This window comes from Nonomuraea sp. NPDC003709 (assembly GCF_040610775.1).
Lineage (GTDB): Bacteria > Actinomycetota > Actinomycetes > Streptosporangiales > Streptosporangiaceae > Nonomuraea > Nonomuraea angiospora_A.
The window spans coordinates 312,688-334,862 of the sequence record NZ_JBEXMW010000015.1; the positions used below are offsets into that span (position 1 = coordinate 312,688).

Consider the following 22,175-nt stretch of genomic DNA (forward strand, 5'->3'; position numbering starts at 1 on the left):
CATTGCCACCTGCACAAGAGAGGCCATATCGTTGACAATATTGTCGAAGTCCACGCTCGACTAGACCCCATGTTGCGCTAGAGGCAGATTGCCGATGAAACTGTTGACAATCTGATCGATCGACTCGTAGCGTCAGCGAGTGACCTCGGCAAAGACCCCCACACTTCTGGTGATCAGCGCCCACGCGGGCGACTTCGTCTGGCGCGCGGGCGGCGCCATCGCGCTCGCGGCCGGCCGCGGCGAGCGGGCCAAGGTGGTCTGTCTCAGCTTCGGCGAGCGCGGCGAGTCCGCGAAGGCGTGGCGCGCCGGCCGCACTCTCGACGAGATCAAGGCGATCCGCCGCGAGGAGGCGCAGAACGCCGCCGCGGCCCTGGGCGCCGAGATCGAGTTCCTCGACGCGGGCGACTATCCCCTGGTGGAGACCCCGGAGCTGGTCGACCGGCTGGTGCGGATCTACCGGGAGGTCGAGCCCGACGTGGTGCTGACGCATCCGCCGGCCGACCCGTACAACGGCGACCACCCCGCCGCGGCCCGCATGGCGCTGCAGGCGCGCGTGCTGGCGCAGGCCGCGGGCTACGACGCGCCGGGCGAGCCGCTCGGCGCGCCGCCCGTGTTCTTCTTCGAGCCGCACCAGCCCGAGCAGTGCGACTTCAAGCCCGACGTGCTGCTCGACATCACCCCGGTGTTCGACAGGAAGCGCAAGGCCATGGAGTGCCTGCCGGCCCAGCAGCACATGTGGGACTACTACACCGACCTCGCCAAGCGCCGCGGGGTGCAGCTGCGCCGCAACGCGGGCCCCAACCTCGGCCTGCCGCACGACACCATGGGCGAGGCCTACATGCGGCTCTACCCGCAGGTGACGGACGTGCTGGCATGAGGCACGTGGTCGTCACCGGCACGCCGCGGGCGAGCCTCGACCGGATCGACACGCTGGCCGCGTACGGCGTCGCGACCGTCCACGAGGCGCTCGGCCGCACCGGCTACCTGGGGCCCGGGCTGCGCCCCGCGTGGCCCGGGTGCAGCGTGAGCGGCAACGCGGTCACGGTGCTGTGCTGGCCGGGCGACAACCTGATGATCCACGTCGCGGTCGAGCACTGCCAGGAGGGCGACATCCTGGTCGTGACCACGACCTCGCCGTCCACCGACGGGATGTTCGGTGAGCTGCTGGCCACCTCGCTCAGCTCCCGGGGCGTGCGCGGGCTGGTGATCGACGCGGGCGTGCGCGACGTCGCCGGGCTGCGGGCCATGGGCTTCCCGGTGTGGAGCGCGGCCGTCAGCGCCCAGGGCACGGTCAAGGCGACGCCCGGCGCGGTCAACGTACCCGTCACCGTGGGTGGGCAGCTCGTCCGGCCCGGCGACACGATCCTCGGCGACGACGACGGGGTGCTGGTGGTGCCGCGGGGCGACCTGGAGCGGGGCATCTCCGCCTCCGCCGCCAGGGCCGCGAAGGAGGCCGCAGCCCGCGAGGCGTTCGCCAAGGGCGAGCTGGGGCTCGACCGCTACGGCCTGCGCAAGCGCCTGCCCGGGCTCGGCATCACCTACGTGACGGCCGCCGACTACGGACCGATGTGACGGGCATGGACGACGACGACCGCCAAGTACGGACCGATGCGACGGACATCGGCGACCACGACCGCCGACCACGGGCCGACGTGACGGGCATCGGCGACGACGGCGGCGTGCGGTGCATGCTGATGCGCGGCGGCACCTCCAAAGGCGCCTACTTCCTGGCCGGCGATCTCCCCGACGATCCCCGCGAGCGCGACGACCTGCTCCTGCGCGTCCTGGGCAGCCCCGACCCGCGCCAGATCGACGGCATCGGCGGCGCCCACCCGCTCACGAGCAAGGTGGCCGTGGTGTCGCCAAGCGCCGATCCCGGCGCGGACCTCGACTACCTCTTCCTCCAGGTCGCGGTGGACGAGCCGGCCGTCTCCGGGCGGCAGAACTGCGGCAACCTGCTCGCCGGCGTCGGCCCGTTCGCCGTGGAGCGCGGCCTCGTCCGTCCGCGAGGCGACGACACCGAGGTCCGCATCCGCCTGGTGAACACCGGCGGCCTCGCCACCGCCCGCTTCCCCACCCCGGGCGGACGCGTCGACTACCGCGGCGGCACGGCCATCTCCGGCGTCCCGGGCACGGCCGCGGCCGTGGTGCTCGGGTTCGAGGACACCGCCGGCTCGGGCACGGGGCGGCTGCTGCCCACCGGCCGCGAGGTGGACGTGATCGACGGGATCGAGGTGACCTGCGTCGACAACGGCATGCCGGTCGTCGTGGCGGCCGCGGAGGACCTCGGCATCACCGGCTACGAGCCGCATGAGACGCTCGCGGCCGACGCCGGGCTCCGCGAGCGCGTGCAGTCGCTGCGCGTTCAGGCGGGCAAGCTCATGGGGCTCGGCGACGTCACCGGCGAGGCCGTGCCCAAGACCACGCTGGTCGCGCCGCCCCGCGACGGCGGCGCGCTGTGCACCCGCACGTTCACCCCGGTCCGGCCGCACACCGCGATCGGGGTGCTCGGCGCGGTCAGCGTCGTCACCGCCGCGCTGCTCCCGCACGGCGTGGCCCGGCGCTTCGCCCGGCTCCCCGAGGGCGCCCGCGTGGACGTCGAGCACCCCACCGGCCATCTGGAGGTCGAGGTGGAGCTCGACCTGTCCGCCAGCCCGCCGACCGCGGTGCGGGCCGCGAACGTACGCACCGCGCGCAAGCTCTTCGACGGCACCGTCTTCCCCCGCCCCCGCCCCCGCCCCCGAGGCTGAGATGCCGCCCAAGGTTGAGATGCCCCCGAGGTTGAGATGAACGCTCTGCTGCACGACATCGCCCACCTCGGCCACGTCGAGCTGCTCACTCCCGAGCCGGAGCGGAGCCTGTGGTTCTTCACCGAGATCCTCGGCATGACGGCCGCCGGGCAGGGCGGCGACTCGGTCCACCTGCGCACGTACGACGACTACGAGCACCACAGCCTCACGCTGACGGCCCACCGCACCTCGGGCATCGGCTCGACCGGACTGCGGGCGAGCAGCCAGGAGGCGCTGGAGCGCCGGGTGCGCGCGATCAAGGACGCCGGGCTGGGCATCGGCTGGCGCGACGGCGCCCAGGGCCGCGGCCCGACGTACGCCTTCCGCGACCCCGACGGCCACGAGCTGCGCCTCTACTGGGAGTCCCAGTGGTACGAGGCGCCCGAGGAGCTGCGTCCCGCGCTGAAGAACCAGCCGCAGGCGTTCCCCGGCCGCGGGGTGGGCGTGCGCCGCCTCGACCACGTCAACTTCCTGGCCGCCGAGGCCGCGACCGCCGGCGCCTTCGTGCGCGACGTGCTCGGCGCCCGGGTGACCGAGCAGATCATGCTGGACAGCGGCCGGATCTCCGCCCAGTGGCTGCACTTCGCGAACAAGTCCTACGACCTCGTCTACACCGACGACTGGTCGGGCGCCTCGGGCCGGCTGCACCACCTCGCGTTCGCCACGAACACCCGCGAGGACATCCTGCGGGCCGCCGACCTCTGCCTGGACAGCGGCGTGTTCATCGAGACCGGCCCGCACAAGCACGCCATCCAGCAGACCTTCTTCCTGTACGTCTACGAGCCCGGCGGCAACCGCGTCGAGCTGTGCAACCCGCTGACCAGACTCATCCTGGCGCCCGACTGGCGGACGATCACGTGGACGGAGGCCGAGCGGGCCAAGGGCCAGGCGTGGGGGCTGAAGACCATCGCCTCCTTCCACACCCACGGCACCCCGCCCATCGCCACCGGATGATGCTCAGCGGTGCACGATCAGCCAGGTGGCGACGGCGGTGACGGTGCCGGAGCGGTTGCCGATGATGTGCGGCCGGCTGCACGGGAAGGTGATCGAGTCGCCCTTGGACAGGGTGACGACCTCCGACTCGAACTCGATGGTCAGCTCCCCCTCCGTGACCGTGCCCACCTCGTACCCCTCGTGCTTGAGGAACTGCCCGTGCGCCGTGGAGACGGCGTTCGGCGGGTAGGTGGACTCGAAGAACTCCACGTCCGGCGTCGGCCCCGGTGACAGTCGGCGGAACGTCACTCCCCCGCTGAGCTGTATCGGTGCGACCTCCCAGGCCCGCCTGATCGCGAAGCCGGGCGACGCGGAGCTCGTGCGGGGCTCCTCCTGCGCGTCGAAGACGGCCGCCAGGGGCACCCCGATGGCGGAGACGTACGCGATGAGCCGGCTCACCGAGGGGCGCATCGTCCCCCGTTCGATCTGCGACACCGCGCTGGCCGAGATGCCCAGCTCGCGCGCCACCGCCCGCAGCGACTTCCCCGAGCGGGTGCGCAGCTCGCGGAGCCGCTGACCGAGGCGCTCGTTGCCGACCGCTTCCAGGTCAGTTCGGCTGTCCATCGTCTCCGTCACACGGGATTAACACGGGCGCAATCATCACCCGGCCGTCAAGGCATACATTAACAAGAGGTGTTAAGTGGTCACTTAACACTCGGATGCAGGTCACCCCCCAAGGATGCCGCACATGACAGAGCCCACCGTCTCGGTAACGCAGTCCCCTCCCTACGACCCGCGACTGACGAACGAGGACCTCGCGCCGCTGCGCGAGCAGACCTGGTCGTCGTACAACATCGTCGCCTTCTGGATGTCCGACGTGCACAGCGTCGGCGGCTACGTCACCGCGGGCAGCCTGTTCGCGCTCGGGCTGGCGAGCTGGCAGGTGCTCTTCGCACTGCTGGCCGGCATCGTCATCGTCAACGTCTTCTGCAACCTGGTGGCCAAGCCCAGCCAGGTCACCGGGGTGCCGTACCCGGTGATCAACCGCGCCGTCTTCGGCGTGCTCGGCGCGAACATCCCCGCCATCGTGCGCGGCGCCATCGCCATCGCGTGGTACGGCGTGCAGACGTACCTGGCCTCGCAGTCGCTCATCATCGTCTTCCTCAAGTTCTGGCCGGCCACCGCCGCGCTGAACGAGCCGAGCTTCCTCGGCCTGTCCGCGCTCGGGTACATCTGCTACGCGATCCTGTGGGTCGCGCAGGCGGCCGTGTTCTGGCGGGGCATGGACGCGATCCGGCGGTTCGTGGACTGGGCCGGGCCCGCGGTGTACGTGGTCATGGTCGTGCTGGCCATCTACCTGGTGAGCAAGGCAGGCTGGGAGAACATCAGCCTGGACCTGTCGCAGGGCGACAGCCTCGGGTTCGGCGAGTCGATCCCGGTCATGCTGAGCGCGATCGCCCTGGTCGTGTCGTACTTCTCCGGGCCGATGCTGAATTTCGGCGATTTTTCGAGGTACGGCCGGTCATTCCGGGCGGTGAAGCAGGGCAACCTCCTCGGCCTGCCGGTCAACTTCCTGTTCTTCTCGATTCTGACGGTCATCACCGCCTCGGCCACGGTCCCCGTCTTCGGCGAGCTCATCACCGACCCGATCCACACCGTGCAGCGCATCGACACGCCGTTCGCGATCCTCCTCGGCGGCCTGACCTTCGTGATCGCGACCGTGGGCATCAACATCGTCGCGAACTTCATCTCGCCCGCGTTCGACTTCTCCAACGTCAACCCGCAGCGGATCAGCTGGCGCACCGGCGGGATGATCGCGGCGGTCGGCTCGGTGCTGCTCACGCCGTGGAACTGGTACGGCAACCCCGACGCCATCCACTACACCCTCGGCCTGCTCGGCGCGCTGATCGGCCCGCTGTTCGGGATCCTCATCGCGGGCTTCTACGTGTGCGCGCGGCAGCGGGTGGCGGTGGACGACCTGTTCAGCCTCGATCAGTCCGGCCGCTACTGGTTCAGCAAGGGTTACAACCCCAACGCGATCTGGGCCACCGTCGCGAGCGGCGTGCCCGCCATCGCCTCCGTGCTCGTGCCCAAGATGCTGCTCGACCTCGGAGTCACGACGGCCGACCTGACGTGGATCGCCGACTACAGCTGGTTCATCGGCTGCGGGCTGGGCTTCGTGGCGCTGGTGGCCCTGGAGCGGCGCGTGCCAAGGATCGCCGCGGCATGACGTACCGCATCAAAGTGATCAACCCGAACACCGCCCTGGCCATGACCGAGTCCATCGGTCGATGCGCCAGGGCGGTGGCGTCGCCGGGCACCGTCATCACGGCCGTCAGCCCGAATATGGGGCCGGAGTCGATCGAGAGCCACTACGACGAGGCGCTCGCCGTGCCGGGGGTGCTGGCCGAGGTCGCGGCGGGCGAGCACGACGGCGTGGACGGGTACGTGATCGCCTGCTTCGGCGACCCGGGCCTGGACGCGGCCCGCGAGCTGGCCATCGGCCCCGTGGTCGGGATCGCGGAGGCCGCCATGCACGCCGCCACCCTGGTCGGGCGCTCGTTCAGCGTGGTCACGACCCTGTCCAGGACCGTGGGCCGGGCCTGGGAACTGGCCCACCGGTACGGCTTCGCCGCCGCCTGCCGAGGCGTGTACGCCTGCGACATCCCGGTGCTCGACCTGGAGAAACCGGCCGCCCGCAGGACCGTGTCCGAGCTGTGCGCCGCGGCGGTAGAGCGCGACGGGAGCGACTCGGTGGTGCTCGGCTGCGCGGGCATGGCGTCGTTCTGCGCCGAGGTGTCGCGCGAGACGGGCGTGCCGGTGATCGACGGGGTGACGGCGGCGACCAAGCTCGTCGAGTCGCTGGTGTCGCTCGGGCTGCGGACGAGCACACGCGGCGAGTACGCCCCGCCGCCGTCGAAGCGGTACTCAGGTTTACTCCGGGATTTCACTCATTGACGCCTCCACAGGCAGAGGCTAACGTCGTCTCATAACTTAAAGGAAACTTTCCTAATAGTTTCCTGACATCCCACCCCTCGTACACCCCCAACCGGATGTCGGAGAGTCATGAGACACAGCGTCCTGAGCAAGATCCTGGTGGCGTTACTGCTGCCCCTCACCGCCGTGGCGGTCGCCCCGCCGCCGGTCTCCGCCTCGGCGTACGCCGCCCTCGCCGAGTGGGCCCCGTGGACGGCGTACACGGCGGGCACGCACGTCACGTACAACGGCGTCGAGTACGAGTGCATCCAGAGCCACACCTCCCAGCCGGGCTGGGAGCCCCCGAACGTGCCCGCCCTGTGGAAGCCCTCGACCGGCGGCGGCACCGACACCACCGCCCCGTCGGTGCCCGGCAACCTGCGCTCGACCGGTGTGACCGCCAGCAGCGTCTCCCTCGCCTGGAACGCCTCCACCGACAACGTCGCCGTCACCGGCTACGAGATCTACCGAGGCGGCACCCTCATCACCACCGTCACCGGCACCACCCACACCGACACCGGACTGGCCGCCAACACCGCCTACAGCTACACCGTCCGCGCCCGCGACGCCGCCGGCAACCGCTCCGCCAACAGCAACACCGCCACCGCCACCACGACGGGCGGCGGCGGCACGGACACCAGCCCGCCGACCGTGCCGGGCAACCTGCGCTCGACCGGCGTGAGCGGCAGCACCGTCTCCCTGGCCTGGGACGCCTCCACCGACAACGTCGCCGTCACCGGCTACGAGATCTACCGAGGCGGCACCCTCATCACCACCGTCACCGGCACCACCCACACCGACACCGGACTGGCCGCCAACACCGCCTACAGCTACACCGTCCGCGCCCGCGACGCCGCCGGCAACCGCTCCGCCAACAGCAACACCGCCACCGCCACCACGACGGGCGGCGGAGGCGGCGGGAACAAGGTGCTCGGCTACTTCGTGCAGTGGGGCGTCTACCAGCGCGGATACCACGTCAAGAACATCGACACGAGCGGCTCGGCGGCCAAGCTGACCCACATCAACTACGCGTTCGGCAACGTGCAGAACGGCCAGTGCACGATCGGCGACAGCTACGCCGACTACGACCGCTTCTACCAGGCGGGCGAGAGCGTGGACGGCGTGGCCGACACCTGGGACGCGGGCGCGCTGCGCGGCAGCTTCAACCAGCTGCGCAAGCTCAAGAAGAAGTACCCGAACCTGAAGGTGCTGTTCTCCTTCGGCGGCTGGACCTGGTCCGGCGGCTTCACCCAGGCCGCGCAGAACCCCACGGCCTTCGCCAACTCCTGCTACAACCTGGTCGAGGACCCGCGCTGGGCGGACGTGTTCGACGGCATCGACATCGACTGGGAGTACCCGAACGCCTGCGGCCTCACCTGCGACTCCAGCGGCTCGGCGGCGTTCAGGAACGTCATGTCGGCGCTGCGCTCCCGCTTCGGCTCCGGCAACCTGGTCACCGCGGCCATCACCGCCGACGGCACGAACGGCGGCAAGATCGACGCGGCCGACTACGCGGGCGCCGCGCAGTACGTCGACTGGTACAACGTCATGACGTACGACTACTTCGGCGCCTTCGCGCCGCAGGGCCCGACCGCCCCGCACTCCCCGCTCACCTCCTACTCCGGGATCCCGACCCCGGGCTTCTACTCCGACGCCGCGATCCAGAAGCTCAAGGGCAAGGGCGTGCCGGCGAGCAAGCTGCTGCTCGGCATCGGCTTCTACGGCCGCGGCTGGGCCGGCGTCACGCAGTCCGCGCCCGGCGGCACCGCCTCGGGACCCGCGCCGGGCACGTACGAGCAGGGCATCGAGGACTACAAGGTGCTCAAGACCCGCTGCCCGTCCACCGGCACGGTCGCGGGCACGGCGTACGCGTACTGCGGCGGCCAGTGGTGGAGCTATGACACGCCGAGCACGATCGGCGGCAAGATGAGCTACTCGAAGAGCCAGGGCCTCGGCGGCGCCTTCTTCTGGGAGCTCAGCGGCGACACCACGAACGCCGAACTCCTCACGGCCATGAAGTCCGGCCTGAACTGACCACCGTCCCACGGCGGGCCCCTGGAAGCAGGGGCCCGCCGTGGGGCCCGTCAGCGGGCGGCCGCCGTCAGCTCGCTCACCTGCTCACCCGTCAGCTCCACGGTGGACGCAGCGAGGTTCTCCTCCAGATGGGCCACCGACGACGTGCCCGGAATCGGCATCATCACCGGTGAACGCGCCAGCAACCAGGCCAGGCTGACCTGCGCGGGCGTGGCCCCGACGGCCTTGGCCACGTGGTCCACGGGACTCCCGGCCACCGCCAGCGCCCCCTTGGCGATGGGGCTGAAGGGGATGAACCCGATCCCCTGCTCCGCACAGTGCTCCAGCACGTCCTCCGAGAACGCGTTGGTGAGGCTGTAGCGGTTCTGCACGGTGACGATCTCGACGATGCGCCGCGCCCGCTCCAGCTCCTCGACGCTCACCTCGGACAGGCCGATGCTGCCGATCTTGCCCTCGTCCCGCAGCGCCTTCAGCTCGCCGAGCTGGTCCTCCAGCGGCACCTCCGGGTCGATGCGGTGCAGCTGGAGCAGGTCGATCCGGTCCACCCCGAGCCGCCGCAGGCTCATCTCGACCTCCTGCCGCAGGTACGCGGGCCGCCCCACGACCACCCACTGTCCCGGCCCCGGCCGCACGAACCCGGCCTTGGTCGCGATCAGCAGCCGCTCCGGGTACGGGTGCAGCGCCTCCCGGATGATCTCCTCACTGATGTAGGGCCCGTAGGAGTCGGCGGTGTCGATGAGATCGACGCCCAGCTCCACGGCCCGCCGCAACACCCGCACGGCCTCGTCGTGATCGCGCGGCGGCCCCCAGACCCCGGGCCCGGTGAGACTCATGGCCCCGAAACCGAGCCGGTGGACGGTCTTGTCACCGATGGCGAACGTGCCGGTGGACTGAAGCTCTATGGACATGCGGGGTTCCCCGTTTCGCTGTCATCTGGGCCGTCTACGCACCTCCCATCTTCCCGTGGACACCACACGTCTCCCCCATCAGGGCGCGGGCTTGGCGTCGCTCACGACGCCTGCCGCCAGGTTGGTGCCGAAGTACTGCACCCGCCACGCTCCCCCGCTCTTCGACCCGGTGCGGACCTCGAAGCGGCCCTGGCTGAGGACCGGGCTGTCCCGGGTCAGGGTGCTCTTGTTGACCGAGTTGAAAGCCCCGGACGGCGCGCCCGGCTTGCGGTAGAAGACCCAGATGCGCTGGTTCCCCAGCCCTTCCCAGGACGCGCCCGGCTTGCCGCGCAGCCGTCCCGAGTGCACGGTGCTGCCGCCCGCCCGCCGTACCGCGTAGTCGAGCTGTGTCGCGTACCGCTGCTCGGCCGTCGCCTCCACGAACACCGCCGCGCTCACCGCCCCGATCACCTCGGGGCCACTGCGGACCTCGGCCCGCCACTCGCCGCTCTCCATGACGGGCGCCTGGGCGAGGAACCGGCCGAGGTCGTCGGTGACCGCGTCGGCGAGCTCGCGCCGGCCGCACGTCTCCTGCTCCTGGTACGCGATCACGACGGTCAGGCCGGCCGCCGGGCCGGAGGCGCCGTTCTTGACCAGCTCCAGCCGGCCGATGAGCCGGATCAGGTCGCCCCTGGGGACCTGCCGGGGCTGCGCGTCGAAGGACTCGAACCGCGCCTCCGCCTTCGCCCCGCGCCGGTCGACGTCGAACTCGTGCACGGCCGTCGCCCGGCCGGCCCGCACCTCGACCTGCCACGTTCCCTCCGGGTCGGCGGGCCGGAGGGTGTGCGTGGCCAGCCAGTCGCACGGCGGCGGCTGGGCGGCGAAGTCGAGCGGTACGCGCGTCCCGTCCGGGCTCAGCAGCCGGCCGCGTAACCGGGTGGCGTTCGCGGTGGACACCTCGATCCGGAGCGCGACCTCGCCGGTGTCCAGGACGACCGGCTGTGGCGTCACCTGGATGGCGACGATGTCGGGCGAAGCCTGCATGTCTCCTCCTGTCAGCAGATCTCGCGGTAGGGCGTGCCGGGGATGAACCGGTCCCACTCGCTCCGGGAGAGCGAGCGCCCGGCCCTGGCGCACAGGGCGGCGGCCACGCCGGCGGCGGTGGCGGGCTGGTCGCCGAGCGTGCCGTCGGTCCGCAGCCAGCGCAGTTGCCCGGCGTCGAAGGCCAGCGCCACCACCTCGCCCGCCGGGTACACGGCGGGCGAGCCGAGCGGGGCGCGTTCGGCGACGTCCCAGAGCTGGACGCGGTTCGAGCCGCCGACGGCCAGCGTCCGCCCGTCGGGCGAGAACGCCAGCACGTCCACCGCCCCGAACCCCTTGAGCGGCAGGTGGGCCAGCTGCCGGCGGTCGGCGGCGTTCCAGAGCGTCACCCCGGCGGCCAGCGCGCCGGTGGCGATGACCTTGCTGTCCGGGCTGTACGCGATGGCCCGCACGCCGTCCGCGCTCTCCCCGAACGGCCTGGTGACGGCCTCGGCGCCGCCCAGCGACGCGAGCGCGCCGTCCGCGCCGTTCACCGCCAGCTCCCGCCCGTCGGGGCGGAAGATCATCCCGGAGCCGCCGGGGACGCTCAGCGTCCGCGTCCTGACCCCGCGGCGGACGTCCCAGAGCTGGACGTCGCGCCAGTTGTTCGCGGGCGGGGTGACGGTCTCCTGGAAGGGCGCCACCGCCAGCGTCGTGCCGTCCGGGGCGAACGCGAGCCCGCCCACCTCGCTCGCGCCTTTGACGGGGAACGTCCGGTCCTTCGTGCCCGTCGTCAGGTTCCAGAGCGTCACCCGCGCGGGATCGGCCGTCCCGACGGCCAGGAGCGTGCCACCGGGGTTCAGTGCCATCGCGGTCGGGGACACCAGCAGGGCCGCCGGCCGCGCCGGCTCATCCAGGCGCCAGACCTCCACCCTGGGCCGCCGCACGATCACCGTCCGCCGCGCGGGGTCGATCAGCCCGGCCTCGACCCCGGGGGCCAGCGTGCGCGGGCGGGTGAGGTCGGAGACGTCCAGGGTCACGACCGTGCCGTCGAGCAGGCCGAAGGCGAGCGTGCCCGGGCCCAGCCGGAGCCCGGACACGAGCTCGCCGACCGGATGGGACAGCAGCCGGGTGCCGTCCCGCGACCAGAGGGCCAGGTCGGAGCCGTCGTAGGCGGCCAGGTGGCGGCCATCCTGGCTGAAGCGCAGCGCGCGGGCCCCGAATCCCTTCAGCACCGGCTCCCGCCAGCGCCGCGCGGCGAGGTCCCAGAAGCGGACCTCGCCGCCCGCCCGTACCGCCAGCTCGCGCCGCGCCGGGTCGAACGCGAGCGCCGCGCCGGAGAGCCGGGCCAGCACGCCCTGCCAGTCGCGCAGCTCGATCCGGCCGCCGGGCAGGGTCGTGGCCATCAGGGCGTCGTCGGCGGAGAAGGCGACCTCGGTGGCGTCGCCGACGGCCAGCGGGCGCTGGCTGGTGAGGTCCCACACCCGCACGCGGCCCTCGGCCGTGGTGGCCGCCAGCAGCAGCCGCCTGGGGCTGAACGCCAGCCGCTGCGCCCCCTCCCCGAACTCGGCGACCTGCACTCCGCGCTCGGCGTCCCAGACGGAGATCGACCGCTCGCCGGCCACGGCCAGCCTGCGGCCGTCGGCGCTCAGCGCGATCGCGCTCACGGGCCCGCTCACCCCGCCGAAGGCGCGAGCGGGCCGCCCGGTGATCGCGTCCCACAGCGTGAACCTGCCGTCGTCCAGCACGGCCAGCCGCGTGCCGTCGTCGCTGAGGTCGAAGCGGGCCGAGCCGGAGACCGGGCCGGGGCGGAAGGCCGAGCGCTCGCGCCGGGCCAGCGAGGCGTACATGGCGGAGCGCGCCTCGGCCACCGGCGCGATCCGCCACGCGGCCACGCTCAGCAGCAGCGCCGTCAGCGGGTCGCCGGCCCGGGTCCGGTTCGCGAGCGCGGCCACCCGGCGGGCGGCCGACGTGTCCCGCTGGCGCGTGCCCAGCACGTCCTGCGCGACCACAACCCCCACCGCGGCCAGCAGCACCGCGACGAGCGCCGCGATCGTGCCCCGGACGCGCCGGCGCCGCCTGGCCAGCTCCCGGGTGCGCTCGCGGGAGGCGTCCAGGAACGCCTGCTCGCGCTGGTTCGGCCGGAGCGGCCCGCGCCCGTTCGCGGCCCATTCGACGGTCTCGTCCAGGACCGTGCCCCGGTAGAGGTCGTCGGGGCGGCGGCCGTTCGCGTGCCACACGGTGGCCGCCCTGTTCAGCGCGTCGTGGACGCTCAGCGCCGCGCGGTCGGCCTCCACCCAGTCCCGCAGGCGCGGCCACGCCCGCAGCAGCGCCGCCCCCGCCAGCGTGATCGACTCGCCCTTGTGGACGAGCAGGCCCGCGTCCGTGTACGCCCGGAGCACCCGCTGCACGCCGGCCGGATCCCGCGCGCCGTCGACGAGATCCCGGGTGGCCGCGTCCCTGAGCGCGGTCTCGGCGCTCTCGTCGGAGCGGACCATGCGCAGCAGCGCCGAGGGGACGAGCGCCTGGTCCTCCGGGCTGAGCCGCCCGTAGACGGTCTCGGCGACCTCGGCCGGCGGCGGCTCGGCCGGATCGGCGGCCAGATCGGCGGCGGGCCTGACCTCGGCGGCGGCCCGGCTCCCGCTGCTGAGCAGCCCGGAGAGCCCGCCCTGCGAGAGGCCCGGCCCGTTGACGGCGCTGTTCATGGCGATGAGGTCGAGCAGGAGGGAACGCGCCGGCGGGCGGGCCTGAGCGTCCAGCGACATCGCCTCGGTGACCAGGCGCCGCAGCGGCTCCGCCAGCACGGTGAAGTCGGGCCGCGTGCCGGTGACCTGGTAACGCAGGAGAGCGAGGTCGCCGGAGAACGGCGGCCGCCCGGTGGCCGCGTACAGCATCATCGCGCCCCACGCCCACACGTCCACGGCGGATCCGCCGCGCTGACCGGCCAGCCGCTCGGGCGCCATGTACGGCGGCGTGCCCGCCGCGAACTCGCTCTCGGTCGTCTGCGACATCTCGCCCGTCCTGGCGAGCCCGAAGTCGATCACGCGCGGCCCGTCGGGCCCGAGCAGCACGTTGCCCGGCTTCAGGTCCCGGTGCACCACGTCCGCGTCGTGGATGGCGGCCAGCGCCGTGGCCACCCCGACGGCGAGCCGGTGCAGCCGGTCGGCGTCGAACGGCCCGTGCCGCTCGACGGCCGTGCGCAGGCTGGGCCCCTCGATGTGCTCGCTCACGATGTACGGCGCGGGCCCGTCGAGGTCGGCGTCGATGATGCGGGCCGTGCAGAACGAGGCCACCTTCCGCGCGGCCGTCACCTCCTTGACGAAGTCGGCCCGGGCCCCGGCGTGCTCCAGGAACTCCGGGCGGATGACCTTGATCGCCACCCGCCGGCCGGCGTCGTCGTAGGCGTCGTACACGACCCCCTGCCCGCCCGCGCCCAGCCGGCCCGCCAGCCAGTATTCGCCCAGTTGTGCCGGGTCGCCCGGCAAAAGAGGCGTCACAGGAACCCAAGCTAGCGATTGCCCACGATCGCGCGCCACCGGGTAGTCCCTAGGGAAAACCCGAGCCGATGGGGTTGATCCGGCGAACGTCGGAGGCATACGGTGCTAAACGATTAACATGCCGTCGGCGCAGCCGGTGAGAACCATCGGCCTGCCGACGTCCTCATCCACATCAGCGGCCAGAGATTTCCCTTTATCTCTATAGGGAACGCTAGGTTATACGACTAACATGAGACCTACAGCGCGACAAGTGGCCGAGCTGGCGAACGTGTCAGTGGCGACCGTCTCCTACGTGCTCAGCGGCCGGGATCGCCCCGTGGCTGCCGAGACGAGGCAGCGGGTGCTCGAGGCAGCCAGGCAGCTCGGCTACACCCCCAACCAGGCCGCCAGGAGCCTGCGCAAGCGCCGCACCCAGCGGATCTGCCTGGTGCTCAGCTCGCTCGGCGGCGTGCCGAGCGACGAGCGCCTGGCCACCGACCTGCACGAGATGGCCGACGCCCGCGGCTACTCCGTGGTGACGCTCGCCGTCTACTCCGAGGCCCGCGCGAAGGCCGCCGTCGACGTGCTGCGCGGCGGCGTCGCCGACGGCGCGCTGATCAACCTCGCCGGCGACCACCTCACCCGCGACCTGGTCACCGGGCTCGCCGGCACCGGGCTGCCGATGGTGGTCCTGAGCAACGAGGACGGGCTCGAGGGCTGCGACGTCGTACGCACTCCGGAGACGGAGGCGTGCGCGGAGGCGGTCGAGCACCTGCTGGCCCAGGGCAGGCGGCGCATCGCATTCCTGGCGCACCGCCACGAGCTCCACCGGGAGCAGCCCGCGGGCCGGCTGCTCGGCTACACGACCGCCCTCGACCGGCACGGCGTGAGCGAGCGGATCATCACCACGGGCGCGGACGACCGCGTGGCGGCCTACCAGACCGCCGCCGAGCTGCTGCGCTCGCCCGACCGCCCCGACGCGATCTTCGCGGCCTCCGACCGGGCCGCGATCAGCGCGATCTGGGCCGCCAGGGACGCCGGGCTCACCGTGCCCGGCGACGTCGCGATCGTCGGCGCCGGCAACATCGACGAGGGTCTCATCAGCAATCCGCAGCTCAGCACCGTCGGCCCGCTCCGCCACGACTACACCGACGTCGCACGCCTGCTCTTCGACCGCCTCCAGGCCGAGGAGCAGCCACCCGCCCGCGAGATCGTCCGCTCCTGGACCTTCCTGCGGCGGGGCTCTTCGTAGAAGGGAAAACCCGAGATGTCCTCCCCTCTGTCTCGCCGTGACCTGCTCCGCCTGGCCGCCGCCACCGCCACCGCCACCGTCGCCGGGCCCGTCCTGTCCTCCTGTGCGGGCGCCCCGACCACCCAGGCCGCCGCGCCCGGGACGTTCACCGTCTACTGGAACGCGGGCCACGACTACCAGGCCTACCGGAAGGTGATCGCCGAGTTCGAGCAGGCCAACAAGGTCAAGGTCAACCTGCAGAAGTACCAGTGGCCCGACCTGCGCACGCGGCTGCTGGCGGACTTCGCCTCCGGGACCGTGCCCGACCTGGTCGAGGAGCCCGGCGGGTGGGTGCAGGAGTTCGCCGTCTCCGGCAACGCCCGCTCGCTGCAGGAGTACGTCGACCGCGACGGCCAGGCGATGGGCTTCCCCTCCGACTGGCAGCCGGTCACCGTGGAGCGCAACTCGTACCAGGGCAAGGTGTACGGCGTGCAGCTCCACCTGACCTGCAACACGCTCTTCTACAACAAGGCCATGCTCAGGGACGCCGGGGTGGAGGTGCCGGCCACGTGGGAGGAGTTCCTGGCCGCCGCCAAGAAGCTCACCAAGGACGGCGTGTACGGCGTCGCGCTCAACCAGGACTACACCTACCTGTGGCCCTGGCTGACCCAGGCCGGCGTCACCCCCTACGACCCGTCGACCGGCAAGGTCATGACGCCGGTCGAGGACGCGGTCGCCGCCCTGCAGTTCCAGGCCGACCTCGTCCACAAGCACAAGGTGGCCCCGGTGCCGGTGTCGGGCACCGACTACTCGGGCCCGCAGAAGCTGTTCTCGGCCAAGCGCGCCGCGATGATCTTCACGGGGCCGTGGGACCTGGAGCCGATCAGGAAGACCAGCCCCGACATCGAGGTGGGTGTCGCGCCGCCGCTCAAGCACAAGACGCAGGCCACGCAGGCGGCGGGCGTCAGCATGTTCGTGCCCGCCAAGGCCGCCAGGCCCGACCTGTCGTGGGACTTCATCAAGCGCATCACCGCCATCGAGGTCGAGCAGGCCGCCACCAAGGAGACCGGCATGCTCATGCCGCGCGTCTCCTGGACGAAGCTGCCCGAGGTGGCGTCGAACGAGGTCACCAAGGTCTTCGCCGACGCTCTCCCGTACGCCAAGGACTCCTCCCAGCAGGTGCGCCTCACCGGGCAGCTCGGCAAGTGGGAGGAGCAGCTCAAGGTCATGTACCAGCAGGTGCTCATCCAGAACCAGCCGGCCGCCGAGGCGCTCGCCGCGTTCACCAAGTCGGCCGAGGGCTTCCTGCGGTGAGGTCACGCACGCTCGCCGGTCGTTACGCGCGGACGGCCTACCTGTTCCTCCTTCCCGCCATCCTGTTCTTCGCGGCCTTCTTCTACCTGCCGATCGGCAACGTCGTGGCCACCAGCCTGCGCTCCGGGCCGCAGGCCGACCAGTGGGCCGGGCTGGGCAACTACACGCAGGCGCTGGCCGACCCGGCGGTGCGGCACTCGTTCCTGGTCACGGTGGCCTTCGCGGTGGCCGTGGTCGTGGGCTCGATCGTGCTCGGGCTGGCCCTGGCGATGGCGCTGGACCAGCCGCTCAAGGGGCGGGTGGCGTTCCGGGTGCTGCTGCTGGTGCCGTACCTGACCTCCGTGGCGATCGTCGGCCTGCTGTGGCGCAACATCCTCGACCCCGAGCTGGGCGTGCTGAACCGGGTGCTGCTCGCGGCCGGGCTGCCCGCGCAGCAGTGGCTCAACACCGCGCCGCTGCTCACGATCGCCGCGGTGACGCTGTGGCAGAGCGTGGGCTACACGATGGTGTTGTTCCTGGCCGGGCTGCAGGGCATCCCCGAGACGTACCACGAGGCCGCCAAGATCGACGGCGCCGACTCGTGGCGGCGCTTCTGGCGCATCACGCTGCCGCTGCTGGCTCCCACGACGCTGTTCGTGTCGGTGATGGCGGTGATCTCGGGGCTGCAGGCGTTCGGGCAGGCGTACATCATCACGGGCGGCGGACCCGGCGACGCCACCGACCTGTCCGTCTTCCACATCTTCAACGTGGCCTTCCGCACCAGGGACTTCGGCTACTCCTCGGCGCAGTCGGTGCTGCTGCTGATCGTGATCGTGGCGTTCACGCTGGTCCAGCTCCGGGCGGGGCGGCGCGGGGAGGTCGTGTACTGATGCGCAGGACGCTGCTCTACCTCCTGCTCGGGACGGCCTCGCTGGTCATGGTGGTGCCGCTGCTCTACATGCTGTCGCTGTCGCTCCAGACCGAGGCCGAGACGCTGTCGGCCGAGGCCGTGGTCTGGCCCGAGTCGCCGCAGTGGGGCAACTACGCCGAGCTGTTCGCCCGCGCGCCGTTCGGGAACTTCATCGTCAACAGCCTCATCGTGGCCGGCGCCATCACGCTGGCGCACCTGATCTTCGACCCGCTGGTCGGGTACGTGTTCGCCAAGTTCCGCTTCCCGCTGCGCAACACCCTGTTCGTGGCGCTGCTGGCCACGCTCATGGTGCCGTTCTTCGTGCGGATGATCCCGCTGTACGTGCTCATGGCCAACCTGGGGTGGCTCAACACGTACCAGGGGTTGATCACGCCGTTCCTCATGGACGCGTTCGGGATCTTCCTCATGCGGCAGTTCATCCAGCCCATCCCCGACGACCTGATCAGCGCGGCCCGCATCGACGGCGCCTCCGAGCTGGGCATCTACCGGCGGATCATCCTGCCGCAGACGCGGCCCGCGCTGGCCGTGCTCGGGCTGTTCACGTTCGTCTTCCAGTGGAACGAGTTCCTCTGGCCGCTGGTCGCCACCACGACGCCCGAGATGCGCACCATTCCCGTCGGGCTCACCCTGTTCAACCAGGAGTACTTCACGTTGTGGCACCTCACGGCCGCGGGCTCGGTGATCCTCTTCGTCCCCACCGCCGTCCTTTTCATCTTCACCCAGCGATACTTCGTGCGCGGCATCGCGCTGACCGGCCTCAAATAGGAGTCATTTCTTGCGTCCGAACGTGATCGTCGTCTTCACCGACCAGCAGCGGTGGGACACCGTCGGCCCCTTCACCCCCAACCTCGACAGGATGGCCAGGCACGGCACGCAGGCCACGGTCGCGCTCACGCCGCAGCCGGTGTGCGCGCCCGCCCGCGCCGCGCTGCAGACGGGCCGCTACCCGACCACGACCGGCGTCCACCGCAACGGCCGCGTGCTGCCGCCCGAGGAGCGCACGCTGGCCCACCACTTCGGCGCGGCCGGCTACGCCACCGGCTACATCGGCAAGTGGCATCTCGGCGGCGACGAGCCCGTCCCGGCCGACCGGCGCGGTGGTTACCGGTCGTGGCTGGCCGCGAACGCGCTGGAGCACACCTCGGACGCCTACCGCACGATCGTGTACGACGAGGCGAACGAGCCCGTGCTGCTGCCCGGCTACCGCTCCGACGCCCTCGTGGACGCGGCCATCAGGTACGTCGCCGACCACCACGAGGAGCCGTTCTTCCTGTTCCTGTCGTTCCTGGAGCCGCACCACCAGAACGAGGTGGACAACTACCCGGCCCCCGACGGCTACGAGGAGCGTTACCAGGGCCGCTGGATGCCGCCGGACCTGGCCGCCCTCGGCGGCACCGCCCACCAGCACATGGGCGGCTACCTGGGGCAGGTCAAGCGGCTGGACGAGGGGCTCGGGCGGCTGCTGGACGCGCTGCGCAGCATGGACCTGCTGGACGACACGATCGTGGCGTACACCTCCGACCACGGCAACCACTTCAAGACCCGCAACGGCGAGTACAAGCGCTCGTGCCACGACGCCTCGCTGCGCGTGCCCCTGGCGCTGCGCGGCCCCGGCTTCGACGGCGGCGGCGCCGTCTCCCGGCCGGTCAGCACCATCGACCTGCCTCCCACGCTCCTGGAGGCGGCCGGGCTGCCCGTCCCCGACGGGATGCAGGGCCGCTCGTTCCTCCCGCTGGTCCGGGACCCCGGGGCGGCGTGGCCCGAGGAGGTGTTCTTCCAGGTGAGCGAGTCGGAGGTGGGACGCGGGATCCGTACCTCGCGCTGGAAGTACTACGCCGTCGCCGAGGACGCCCACCCGTGGGACGACCCCGCCTCCGACCGCTACCGGGAGCAGGCGCTCTACGACCTGGAGAACGACCCGCACGAGCTGGTCAACCTGGCGGGATTCCCGTCGCACGCCGGGGTGGCGGCGGAGCTGCGGGAGCGGCTCGTCCGCCGGATCGCAGAGGCCGAGGGGGCCGAGCCGGTCATCGAAGCGGCCGTCGAGCGACCGGCGCCGCCGCAGGCGATGACCGACCCGGAGGTGCGGCTGAGCGGCTCCAAGCCGGTCCGCTTCGGCCACCAGCGCCCGCCCGGCACACGCTAGGGATCTCCATCGGCGTGGCGAGGGGATTTCGCCCGTTACCCTCCGTAATCTCGCCTGGTGAGCGGAGGGAGAGGTGTCGTGGGTGGTTGGTCGAGTTCGTGGGGTACGGGCGGGCGGGTGTCCCGCCGGGCGTTCGTCACCGGCACATTCGCCAGTGCGCTGGCCGGCGCCGTCCCCCTACTGGGGGGCCCGCCCGCGGCGGCGGAGCCGCGGCCCCGGGCGATGGTGCTGCGGGCCCGGCCCGCGACGGTCACCTTGGGGCGGCGCACGGTGCGCACCTGGACGTACAACGACGAGGTCCCCGGCCCGCAGATCAGGGTCATGGCCGGTGATCGGGTCCGCGCGAAGCTGGTCAACGACCTGCCCGCGGCGACCACCGTGCACTGGCACGGCATCAGGCTCGACTTCCCCATGGACGGCGCGCCGGGGTTCAGCCAGGAGGCGACCCAGCCGGGCAAGACGTTCGACTACGACTTCACCGTGCCCGATCCCGGCACGTACTTCTACCACTCGCACGTCGGCACCCAGCCCGACCGCGGCCTGTACGGCACCCTGGTCGTCCTCGACCCGCGGGAGCCGCTCGACTACGACGAGGAGTTCACCGTCGTGCTCGACGACTGGCTGGACGGCATCGACGGCACTCCCGACGACGCCCTGGCCCGGCTGAACGCCTCCACCGACCACGACGACACCCTGCGCAGCGAGGCGCTAGGCGGCGTGGCGGCGGAGATGGTGCACCCGCTCTACCTGGTCAACGGCCAGGCGCCGGACTCCCCCATGACCTTCCGCACCGCGCCGGGCCGCACGGTCAGGTTCCGGGTGATCAACGCGGCCTCCGACACCGCCTTCCGGGTGGCGCTCGGCGGGCATCGCATGACCGTCACCCACACCGACGGGTTCCCGTGCCGGCCCGTGGACGTGGACACGTTCCTCATCGGCATGGGCGAGCGCTACGACTTCCTGACCCGGCTCGACTCGGGCGCGTTCCCGCTGGTCGCGATAGCGGAGGGCAAGCGGGGGCGGGCGTTCGCGGTGGTGCGGACGGATCGGCGGGCAGAGGCTCCGGCCAGCACCGTCCAGGTGCCGGAGCTGACCGAGCGCATGCTGGCGTACCGGGACCTGGAGGCACCGTCGTCCCTCGATCTCCCCCGCCCGTCCAGGGCCATCACGGTGACGCTCGGCATGCGCCCGTCCGGCAACGAGTGGACGATGAACGACAAGGTCGCCGGCGACCACCTGCGGCTGCGCGTGGACCGGGGGGAGACGGTCCGGCTGATCCTGGACAACCAGTCGCCCATGTGGCACCCGATGCACCTGCACGGCCACACGTTCCAGCTCCGCCTGCCCGACGGCCGCGGGCCGCGCAAGGACACCGTGAACATCAAGCCGCGCCAGCGGCTCCACCTGGACGTGCTCGCCGACAACCCCGGCGAGTGGATGTTCCACTGCCACAACCTGTATCACCAGGAGCAGGGCATGATGGGCGCCATCGGCTACGGCCCCGCCCGGACCCCGGCCCCGGCCCACGCCGGCCACCGTCCCCAGCAGCACGACCGCAAGCGGAAGCATCGCCGCTAACACTGTTCGCACATGCGTACAACGTGCGCTATGGTGAGGGGCATGGCGAAAGACGAGCAGTCCATCCCCTCGGTGTGGGCGCGGCCCCGCCGCGAGCGGGAGCAGCCGGCGCTGAGCCGCGACCAGATCGTGGCCGAGGCCGTCCGGCTGCTCGACGAGGAGGGCATCGACGCCCTGAGCATGCGCCGCCTCGGCAGCCGGCTCAACGCCGGGGCGACCTCGCTCTACCGCCACGTGGCCAACAAGGACGAGCTGATCGAGCTCGCCGTGGACGCGGTCTACGGCGAGCTGCCACTGCCCGAGGAGACCGACGCCACCCGGTGGCGGGAGGTCATCGCGCGCATCGCCCACGGCCTGCGCGCCACGATCCTGCGCCACCCCTGGATGGCCGCCAAGCTCGGCGAGGTGGGGCTGGCCTACCTGGGGCCCAACATGCTGCGCCAGACGGAGCACATGCTCGGCGTCTTCGAGTCCGCCGGGTTCCCGCTCGACGAGGCCGACCAGGCGATGAGCACGCTCGTCGCGTACGTGCTCGGCGTCACCACCAGCGAGGCCGCGATCCTGTCCATGATCGCCCGCAGCGGTCAGACCGAGCAGGAGTGGGTGGAGCACCTGTGGCCGGCGGCCGAGCGGGCCGTGCAGGACTACCCGCGGCTGCGCGCCCGTTACGCCGCGCAGCGCGGCCAGCTCTCCTCCCAGGCCGACCAGGACGGCTTCGAGTACGGCCTCCAGCGGGTCCTCGACGGCCTCCAGTCCCGCCTCGGCTGAACCCCATTTCGAGCCCTGCTCACGTGTGACATAAGCCTGCCATCGGTCTTGCGACGCGGCCTCGGGCTACGGAAGGATCGCCCAATCGAACCCCCCGTTCCCGTATGACCTTG

18 protein-coding genes are annotated in these 22,175 nt (G+C 71.7%); 14 read left to right on the forward strand and 4 right to left on the reverse strand.

Annotation, left to right across the window (positions count from 1 at the left end; translation table 11 throughout):
- Positions 1-139: 139 nt before the first annotated feature.
- Genes ABZX61_RS38830 through ABZX61_RS38845 form a run of 4 tightly spaced genes read left to right on the forward strand, consistent with a single transcriptional unit; the run spans position 140 to position 3,743 of the window.
- Entirely contained in the window at positions 140-877 is a 738-nt protein-coding gene (locus ABZX61_RS38830; RefSeq protein ID WP_355201386.1) for a PIG-L deacetylase family protein, read from the forward strand.
- Entirely contained in the window at positions 874-1,572 is a 699-nt protein-coding gene (locus ABZX61_RS38835) for a 4-carboxy-4-hydroxy-2-oxoadipate aldolase/oxaloacetate decarboxylase (protein ID WP_355201387.1), read from the forward strand. The genes ABZX61_RS38830 and ABZX61_RS38835 overlap by 4 nt, the downstream gene beginning before the upstream one ends.
- A gap of 5 nt (positions 1,573-1,577) precedes the next feature.
- Positions 1,578-2,750 carry a 4-oxalomesaconate tautomerase gene (locus ABZX61_RS38840; protein ID WP_355201389.1) on the forward strand — a complete coding sequence of 391 codons (1,173 nt, stop codon included), beginning with the start codon at positions 1,578-1,580 and terminating at the stop codon, positions 2,748-2,750.
- A gap of 36 nt (positions 2,751-2,786) precedes the next feature.
- Complete coding sequence (locus ABZX61_RS38845) at positions 2,787-3,743, forward strand: VOC family protein (RefSeq protein ID WP_355201391.1); 957 nt, start codon at positions 2,787-2,789, stop codon at positions 3,741-3,743.
- Between the two features lie 3 nt (positions 3,744-3,746).
- On the opposite strand, the gene ABZX61_RS38850 is transcribed toward ABZX61_RS38845, so the two are convergent.
- Positions 3,747-4,346, reverse strand: coding sequence for a helix-turn-helix domain-containing protein (locus tag ABZX61_RS38850; protein WP_350736760.1), 600 nt, complete (start codon positions 4,344-4,346; stop codon positions 3,747-3,749).
- A 124-nt stretch (positions 4,347-4,470) separates the two neighbouring features.
- On the opposite strand from ABZX61_RS38850, the gene ABZX61_RS38855 reads away from it, so the two are divergent.
- The 3 genes from ABZX61_RS38855 to ABZX61_RS38865 all read left to right on the forward strand — a co-directional run bounded on the left by ABZX61_RS38855 (position 4,471) and on the right by ABZX61_RS38865 (position 8,732).
- Positions 4,471-5,952 (forward strand): NCS1 family nucleobase:cation symporter-1, encoded by a 1,482-nt coding sequence (locus ABZX61_RS38855; protein ID WP_350736757.1) that lies wholly within the window; start codon positions 4,471-4,473, stop codon positions 5,950-5,952.
- Entirely contained in the window at positions 5,949-6,680 is a 732-nt protein-coding gene (locus ABZX61_RS38860; RefSeq protein WP_355201393.1) for an aspartate/glutamate racemase family protein, read from the forward strand. The genes ABZX61_RS38855 and ABZX61_RS38860 overlap by 4 nt, the downstream gene beginning before the upstream one ends.
- Before the next feature lie 108 nt (positions 6,681-6,788).
- The gene (locus ABZX61_RS38865) at positions 6,789-8,732 is read left to right on the forward strand and encodes a glycosyl hydrolase family 18 protein (RefSeq protein WP_355201395.1); all 1,944 of its coding nucleotides are present in this window, start codon (positions 6,789-6,791) and stop codon (positions 8,730-8,732) included.
- 50 nt (positions 8,733-8,782) lie between these two features.
- On the opposite strand, the gene ABZX61_RS38870 is transcribed toward ABZX61_RS38865, so the two are convergent.
- The 3 genes from ABZX61_RS38870 to ABZX61_RS38880 all read right to left on the reverse strand — a co-directional run bounded on the left by ABZX61_RS38870 (position 8,783) and on the right by ABZX61_RS38880 (position 14,136).
- The gene (locus ABZX61_RS38870) at positions 8,783-9,640 is read right to left on the reverse strand and encodes an aldo/keto reductase (protein WP_355201397.1); all 858 of its coding nucleotides are present in this window, start codon (positions 9,638-9,640) and stop codon (positions 8,783-8,785) included.
- A 78-nt stretch (positions 9,641-9,718) separates the two neighbouring features.
- Complete coding sequence (locus tag ABZX61_RS38875) at positions 9,719-10,663, reverse strand: hypothetical protein (RefSeq protein WP_355201399.1); 945 nt, start codon at positions 10,661-10,663, stop codon at positions 9,719-9,721.
- Positions 10,664-10,674: 11 nt separating this feature from the next.
- On the reverse strand, positions 10,675-14,136 hold the full coding sequence (locus tag ABZX61_RS38880) for a serine/threonine-protein kinase (protein WP_355201401.1): 3,462 nt from the start codon (positions 14,134-14,136) through the stop codon (positions 10,675-10,677).
- A 229-nt stretch (positions 14,137-14,365) separates the two neighbouring features.
- Here ABZX61_RS38880 and ABZX61_RS38885 point away from each other — a divergent pair, with 229 nt between their 5' ends.
- The 7 genes from ABZX61_RS38885 to ABZX61_RS38915 all read left to right on the forward strand — a co-directional run bounded on the left by ABZX61_RS38885 (position 14,366) and on the right by ABZX61_RS38915 (position 22,062).
- A complete protein-coding gene (locus tag ABZX61_RS38885; RefSeq protein WP_350736740.1) occupies positions 14,366-15,367 on the forward strand; it encodes a LacI family DNA-binding transcriptional regulator in 1,002 nt (333 codons plus the stop codon).
- Between the two features lie 15 nt (positions 15,368-15,382).
- Complete coding sequence (locus tag ABZX61_RS38890) at positions 15,383-16,660, forward strand: sugar ABC transporter substrate-binding protein (protein WP_350736737.1); 1,278 nt, start codon at positions 15,383-15,385, stop codon at positions 16,658-16,660.
- Positions 16,657-17,529, forward strand: coding sequence for a sugar ABC transporter permease (locus ABZX61_RS38895; RefSeq protein ID WP_350736734.1), 873 nt, complete (start codon positions 16,657-16,659; stop codon positions 17,527-17,529). Before ABZX61_RS38890 ends, ABZX61_RS38895 begins: the two co-directional genes overlap by 4 nt.
- The gene (locus ABZX61_RS38900) at positions 17,529-18,335 is read left to right on the forward strand and encodes a carbohydrate ABC transporter permease (protein ID WP_355201404.1); all 807 of its coding nucleotides are present in this window, start codon (positions 17,529-17,531) and stop codon (positions 18,333-18,335) included. Before ABZX61_RS38895 ends, ABZX61_RS38900 begins: the two co-directional genes overlap by 1 nt.
- 10 nt (positions 18,336-18,345) lie before the next feature.
- Positions 18,346-19,716 carry a sulfatase-like hydrolase/transferase gene (locus tag ABZX61_RS38905; protein WP_355201406.1) on the forward strand — a complete coding sequence of 457 codons (1,371 nt, stop codon included), beginning with the start codon at positions 18,346-18,348 and terminating at the stop codon, positions 19,714-19,716.
- Positions 19,717-19,794: 78 nt separating this feature from the next.
- A complete protein-coding gene (locus ABZX61_RS38910; RefSeq protein ID WP_355201408.1) occupies positions 19,795-21,294 on the forward strand; it encodes a multicopper oxidase family protein in 1,500 nt (499 codons plus the stop codon).
- Between the two features lie 42 nt (positions 21,295-21,336).
- Positions 21,337-22,062 (forward strand): TetR/AcrR family transcriptional regulator, encoded by a 726-nt coding sequence (locus ABZX61_RS38915; protein ID WP_355201410.1) that lies wholly within the window; start codon positions 21,337-21,339, stop codon positions 22,060-22,062.
- Positions 22,063-22,175 lie beyond the last annotated feature (113 nt).

Coding starts and splice junctions, on each gene's coding strand:
- ABZX61_RS38835 (WP_355201387.1), top strand. CDS start 874: ATGAGGCACGTGGTCGTCACCGGCACGCCGCGGGCGAGCCTCGACCGG.
- ABZX61_RS38840 (WP_355201389.1), top strand. CDS start 1,578: ATGGACGACGACGACCGCCAAGTACGGACCGATGCGACGGACATCGGC.
- ABZX61_RS38845 (WP_355201391.1), top strand. CDS start 2,787: ATGAACGCTCTGCTGCACGACATCGCCCACCTCGGCCACGTCGAGCTG.
- ABZX61_RS38850 (WP_350736760.1), bottom strand. CDS start 4,346: ATGGACAGCCGAACTGACCTGGAAGCGGTCGGCAACGAGCGCCTCGGT.
- ABZX61_RS38855 (WP_350736757.1), top strand. CDS start 4,471: ATGACAGAGCCCACCGTCTCGGTAACGCAGTCCCCTCCCTACGACCCG.
- ABZX61_RS38860 (WP_355201393.1), top strand. CDS start 5,949: ATGACGTACCGCATCAAAGTGATCAACCCGAACACCGCCCTGGCCATG.
- ABZX61_RS38865 (WP_355201395.1), top strand. CDS start 6,789: ATGAGACACAGCGTCCTGAGCAAGATCCTGGTGGCGTTACTGCTGCCC.
- ABZX61_RS38870 (WP_355201397.1), bottom strand. CDS start 9,640: ATGTCCATAGAGCTTCAGTCCACCGGCACGTTCGCCATCGGTGACAAG.
- ABZX61_RS38875 (WP_355201399.1), bottom strand. CDS start 10,663: ATGCAGGCTTCGCCCGACATCGTCGCCATCCAGGTGACGCCACAGCCG.
- ABZX61_RS38885 (WP_350736740.1), top strand. CDS start 14,366: ATGAGACCTACAGCGCGACAAGTGGCCGAGCTGGCGAACGTGTCAGTG.
- ABZX61_RS38890 (WP_350736737.1), top strand. CDS start 15,383: ATGTCCTCCCCTCTGTCTCGCCGTGACCTGCTCCGCCTGGCCGCCGCC.
- ABZX61_RS38900 (WP_355201404.1), top strand. CDS start 17,529: ATGCGCAGGACGCTGCTCTACCTCCTGCTCGGGACGGCCTCGCTGGTC.
- ABZX61_RS38915 (WP_355201410.1), top strand. CDS start 21,337: ATGGCGAAAGACGAGCAGTCCATCCCCTCGGTGTGGGCGCGGCCCCGC.